Origin of the sequence: Mesorhizobium sp. M1E.F.Ca.ET.063.01.1.1 (genome assembly GCF_003998155.1) — a bacterium.
In the GTDB taxonomy this organism is placed as follows: domain Bacteria; phylum Pseudomonadota; class Alphaproteobacteria; order Rhizobiales; family Rhizobiaceae; genus Mesorhizobium.
Map to the genome: position 1 here is coordinate 1 of NZ_RZSC01000385.1, position 5,564 is coordinate 5,564.

General features: G+C 62.9%; 5 protein-coding genes. All 5 read left to right on the forward strand.

Annotated features, from left to right (window positions below):
• Window positions 1–231: ribosome-binding factor A (locus EOA29_RS23265; RefSeq protein ID WP_145969756.1), on the forward strand; the 231-nt coding region annotated here is incomplete at its 5' end.
• Entirely contained in the window at window positions 232–1,191 is a 960-nt protein-coding gene (gene truB, locus EOA29_RS23270) for a tRNA pseudouridine(55) synthase TruB (protein ID WP_126090351.1), read from the forward strand.
• A gap of 218 nt (window positions 1,192–1,409) precedes the next feature.
• Window positions 1,410–2,504 (forward strand): magnesium/cobalt transporter CorA, encoded by a 1,095-nt coding sequence (corA, locus tag EOA29_RS23275; RefSeq protein ID WP_126090350.1) that lies wholly within the window; start codon window positions 1,410–1,412, stop codon window positions 2,502–2,504.
• 149 nt (window positions 2,505–2,653) lie between these two features.
• Window positions 2,654–2,965: a 30S ribosomal protein S15 gene (gene rpsO, locus EOA29_RS23280; RefSeq protein WP_277816125.1), complete on the forward strand. Its 312-nt coding sequence runs from the start codon at window positions 2,654–2,656 to the stop codon at window positions 2,963–2,965.
• A 383-nt stretch (window positions 2,966–3,348) separates the two neighbouring features.
• Window positions 3,349–5,496 (forward strand): polyribonucleotide nucleotidyltransferase, encoded by a 2,148-nt coding sequence (gene pnp, locus EOA29_RS23285; protein ID WP_127221614.1) that lies wholly within the window; start codon window positions 3,349–3,351, stop codon window positions 5,494–5,496.
• The last annotated feature ends 68 nt before the right edge of the window (window positions 5,497–5,564 follow it).

The window sequence follows — 5,564 nt, forward strand, 5'->3', positions numbered from 1 at the left end:
GTCTCGGTCTCCGAGGTGCGCATGTCTCCGGACCTCAAGATCGCCACCGCTTTCGTCTCGCCGCTTGGCACCGGCGTCGCCGGCGCGCTCAGGCAGATGAAGTACATGCCGGAAGTCCGCTTCCGGCTTGATACGTCATTCGACAATTTCGCCAGGATCAACGAATTGCTGAAGTCGCCCGAAGTCGCGCGCGATCTCGACGACCAGAATAAAGACAAGGACGAGGAATAGGTGGCGCGTCGCGGCAAGAAGAAGGGGCGGCCGGTTTCCGGCTGGGTGGTGCTGGACAAGCCGGTCGGCATGGGCTCGACCGAGGCGGTCTCCAAGATCAAATGGCTGTTCCAGGCGGAGAAGGCCGGCCATGCCGGCACGCTCGACCCGCTGGCCTCCGGCATGCTGCCGATCGCGCTCGGCGAGGCGACCAAGACCGTGCCCTATGTGCAGGATGGCGCCAAGGTCTACCGCTTTGCCGTCGCCTGGGGCGAGGAGCGCTCGACCGACGATCTCGAAGGCCCGGTGACGAACACCTCCGACCGGCGGCCGGCCGAGGCCGAGGTGAGGGCGCTGCTGCCGAAATACACCGGCGTCATCATGCAGACGCCGCCGCAATTTTCGGCGATCAAGATCGCCGGCGAACGCGCTTACGACCTCGCCCGCGACGGCGAGACGGTCGACATTCCTGCCCGCGAGATCGAGATCGGACGGCTCGATCTCCTCGAGCACAATGGCGACCGCAGCGTCTTCGAGGTCGAATGCGGCAAGGGCACCTATGTGCGCTCGCTGGCGCGCGATATGGGCCGCGATTTGGGCTGCTTCGGCCACGTTGCCGAACTCCGGCGCGTCGAGGTCGAGCCGTTCACGGCCGAGGATTTCGTCACCGTGGCCGAGCTCGAAGCGGCGCGCTTCGGCGGCAAGACGGATGAAGGCGCGGAAGAGACCGAGGCTCCGATCGACTTCAGCGCTGTCGACGCGCTGCTGGTCGACACCGCGGCGGCCCTCGATTGCCTGCCGCAGGTCGCGGTCAGCGACGACGCCGCGACCAAGATTCGCCTCGGCAATCCCGTCATCATTCGCGGCCGTGATGCGCCGGTCGAGGCCGAGGAGGCCTGCGCCACCGCGCGCGGCAAGCTGGTGGCCATCGGCGCCATCGAGCAGGGCATGTTCAAGCCCAAACGGGTCTTTGCCGGGTGATGGCGCTCGGTTAAGCAATTCCAGGAAAAGTGTATCGCGGTTTTCCGTTCGGAATTGCGTAAAACGTTAAAGCAATTCCAGGAAAAGTGTATCGCGGTTTTCCGTTCGGAGTTGCGTAAAACGTTAAAGCAATTCCAGGAAAAGTGCGTAGCGGTTTTTCAACCGGAATTGCTAAGAAGCAAAGACCAATTCAGTTGGACTTTGCGCCCGAGGAACTCATGGCAAAGGTTGATACCGTCAGGAAGCGGGCGCCGCTGAAAACCCACCGGCCGCCGGTCGGCGCTTCCCCCGGCACGCTGATCGCCGATCCGGCGGCGCGGCGCAGCGAGCTTCGGCTGACGTTGATCTCGCCCGAAAAATTCAAGACCATCGACAATGCCAGCATCGACGAGCTCAATACCCATTGCGACCGGTGGCCAGTCGTCTGGCTGGACTGCACGGGGCTTGCCAACATCCCGCTGATCGAGGAGATCGGCCGGATCTTCAACCTGCACCCGCTGGCGCTGGAGGATGTCGTCAACACCGGCCAGCGGCCGAAGGTGGATTTCTTCGAGGATCATGCCTTCGTCGCGTTGCGCATGATCGACGATGTCACCGCCCATCGCTACGAGCAGATAGCGGTGTTCTTCGGCAGGAATTTCGTCGTCACCTTCCAGGAGCGCGAGGGCGATCCGTTCGACCCGGTGCGCAAGCGTATCGTGGCGTCCATGCCCAACCGGTTGCGCTCGCGCGGCGCCGACTATCTGGCCTATGCGCTGATCGATGCCATCGTCGACAGCTATTTCCCGCCGATCGAAGCGGCGAGCGAAACGGTCGACGGCATCGAGGACCAGATGCTGAACACGCCGCACAAGCATCAGATGCGGCAGTTGCACGAGTTGCGGCGCGACGCCAACGTGCTGAAAGGCGTGTTGTGGCCGATGCGCGATGCCCTGGCGACATTGATCCGCAACGACGTGCCCTTTGTGACGGCCGAGACCAAGATATTCTTCAACGACACGCTCGATCATTCGCTGCGGCTGATCGAGCTGGTCGAGAACCAGCGCGACATGCTGACCGGCCTGATCGAGATGCATCTGTCGCTGACCCAGGCGCGCACCAATGACGTCATTTCCTATCTGACGATCGTCTCGGTGATCTTCATGCCGCTCACCTTCCTCGTCGGCGTCTGGGGCATGAATTTCGAACCGGAAAGCTCGCCCTGGAACATGCCGGAGCTGAAGGCCTATTACGGCTACCCTGCAGCACTTCTGTTCATGCTCGCCGTCGCAATTGGGCTTGTCGCCTTCTTCAAGTGGAAGAAGTGGCTGTAGTCCAGGGCAAACCTTTGTTTTGGCGGCAGGACCTGCGACAAGCCGGCTTGACAATTGGGCTGGTGTTTTGCCGGGAATTGCACTATATGCGCCGCAGCTTCGCGCCCTGACGCGTTGCTTGCACCGGCCCCTGCTGGACGACATCCCGGCTGAGGGCGTCCCGTTTCCTCGAACAGATAAGGAAAAACACGATGTCGATTACTGCCGATCGCAAGAAGGAATTGATGACCGAATTCGCAACTGCCAAGGGCGATACCGGATCCCCGGAAGTCCAGGTTGCCATCCTTTCCGAGCGCATCAAGAACCTGACGGAGCACTTCAAGGACCACAAGAAGGATAACCATTCCCGCCGTGGCCTGCTTGCTCTCGTCTCCCAGCGCCGCAGCCTGCTTGACTACCTCAAGCGCAAGGACGACGCGCGCTATCAGACGCTGATCGACAAGCTCGGTCTCCGTCGCTGACGAATTGACCGGCGGGCTCTCTGCGGAGGGCCCGCCGGTCGCGCATTGGCATCGGATGATCCGGTGTGCCGATGCTGGGAATGGAGCGCAATGCGCTCTCGAAATTTGCATTCGCGCACGGCGCGTTCCGAAAACCAAGGGTTTTCGGCGTCATGCGCAAGGCCGGCCGACCGGTCGGCCAGACCCGGTTCCGAAAGTGCAGAGGGCCATTCGGAACCGCCCATGGACGGTCATGGGGCAGGATTGCAGGATGCTCGCTCGGCTGTGAGCCGGATTTATCGAGCTTCCCGTTGTCTTGCCCGTGGCTGCCCGAAGGAAGCCAGGAAAGGGATATCCGCGACCGTTGAGACGGCGCGACCCTTTCCGCATATGAAGGACAAGATATGTTCAATCATCACAAAGTGGAAATCGAGTGGGGCGGCCGTCCGCTCATCCTGGAGACGGGCAAGATCGCACGCCAGGCTGACGGCGCGGTGCTTGCTACCTACGGCGAGACCGTGGTCCTCGCCACCGTCGTTTCGATGAAGGAGCCGAAGCCCGGCCTGGATTTCTTTCCGCTCACCGTCAACTACCAGGAAAAGACCTATGCCGCCGGCAAGATCCCGGGCGGCTATTTCAAGCGCGAGGGCCGTCCGAGCGAGAAGGAAACGCTGGTTTCCCGCCTGATCGACCGCCCGATCCGCCCGCTTTTCGCCGACGGCTACAAGAACGACACCCAGATCGTCGTCACCGTCGTCCAGCACGATCTTGAAAACGATCCGGACATCCTGTCGATCGTCGCCACCTCGGCGGCTCTGACGCTGTCGGGCGTGCCCTTCATGGGTCCGATCGGCGGCGCCCGCGTCGGCTACATCAACGGCGAATATGTGCTCAACCCGCATATCGACGAAATGCAGGAATCCAAGCTCGACCTCGTCGTCGCCGGCACCGCCGACGCCGTGCTGATGGTCGAATCCGAGGCCAAGGAGCTCAGCGAGGACCTGATGCTCGGCGCCGTCGTGTTCGGCCACAAGAGCTTCCAGCCGGTGATCGAGGCGATCATCAAGCTGGCCGAGGTCGCCGCCAAGGACCCGCGCGACTTCACCGCGCCCGACTATTCCGCGCTCGAAGGCGAGATGCTGAAGATCGTCGGCGACGAGCTGCGCGAGGCCTACAAGATCACCGACAAGCAGTCGCGCTACGCCGCCGTCGACGCCGTCAAGGCGAAGGTCAAGGCAGCGTTCGCACCGGCTGAGGGCGAGGAGGCCAAGTACTCTTCCGAGCAGATCGGCACGGTGTTCAAGGAGCTCCAGGCCAAGGTGGTGCGCTGGAACATCCTCGATACCGGGTCGCGCATCGACGGCCGCGATCTCAAGACCGTCCGCAAGATCGTCTCCGAGGTCGGCGTTCTGCCGCGCACCCATGGTTCGGCGCTGTTCACCCGTGGCGAGACCCAGGCGCTGGTTGTCGCCACGCTCGGCACCGGCGAGGACGAGCAGTTCGTCGATTCGCTGACCGGCATGTACAAGGAGAAGTTCCTTCTCCACTACAATTTCCCGCCCTATTCGGTCGGTGAAACCGGCCGCATGGGCTCGCCGGGCCGCCGCGAGATCGGTCACGGCAAGCTGGCCTGGCGCGCGATCCGCCCGATGCTGCCCTCCGCCGACCAGTTCCCCTACACGCTGCGCGTCGTCTCGGAGATCACCGAGTCCAACGGCTCGTCCTCGATGGCGACCGTCTGCGGCACCTCGCTGGCGCTGATGGATGCCGGCGTGCCGATCGCCAAGCCGGTGGCCGGCATCGCCATGGGCCTGATCAAGGAAGGCGAGCGTTTCGCGGTGCTCTCCGACATCCTCGGTGACGAGGACCACCTCGGCGACATGGACTTCAAGGTCGCCGGCACCGCCAACGGCGTCACCTCGCTGCAGATGGACATCAAGATCGACGGCATCACCGAGGAGATCATGAAGATCGCGCTCGGCCAGGCCAAGGACGGCCGTCTGCACATCCTCGGCGAGATGGCGCATGCGATCTCCGGCGCCCGCGCCGAGCTCGGCGAGTTCGCGCCGCGCATCGAGGTCATGCACATCCCGACCGACAAGATCCGCGACGTCATCGGCTCCGGCGGCAAGGTGATCCGCGAGATCGTCGAGAAGACCGGCGCCAAGATCAACATCGAGGACGACGGCACGGTCAAGATCGCTTCGGCCAACGCCAAGGAGATCGAGGCGGCGAAGAAGTGGATCCACACCATCGTCGCCGAACCGGAAGTCGGCGAGATCTACGAAGGCACGGTCGTCAAGACCGCCGACTTCGGCGCCTTCGTCAACTTCTTCGGCCCGCGCGACGGCCTCGTCCACATCTCGCAGCTCGCCAACGAGCGCGTCGCCAAGACCTCCGACGTCGTCAAGGAAGGCGACAAGGTTTGGGTCAAGCTGATGGGCTTCGACGAACGCGGCAAGGTTCGCCTGTCGATGAAGGTCGTCGACCAGGCCACCGGCAAGGAAATCGTGCGCGAGAAGAAGCCGGAAGGCGAGGAAGACGCCGCCTGATCGGCTTGACCGGTTAATCGAAACGGGCGCGCCGCAAGGTCGCGCCCGTTTTGTTTGAAGAGTTATGT

Coding starts and splice junctions, on each gene's coding strand:
- corA (WP_126090350.1), top strand. CDS start 1,410: ATGGCAAAGGTTGATACCGTCAGGAAGCGGGCGCCGCTGAAAACCCAC.
- pnp (WP_127221614.1), top strand. CDS start 3,349: ATGTTCAATCATCACAAAGTGGAAATCGAGTGGGGCGGCCGTCCGCTC.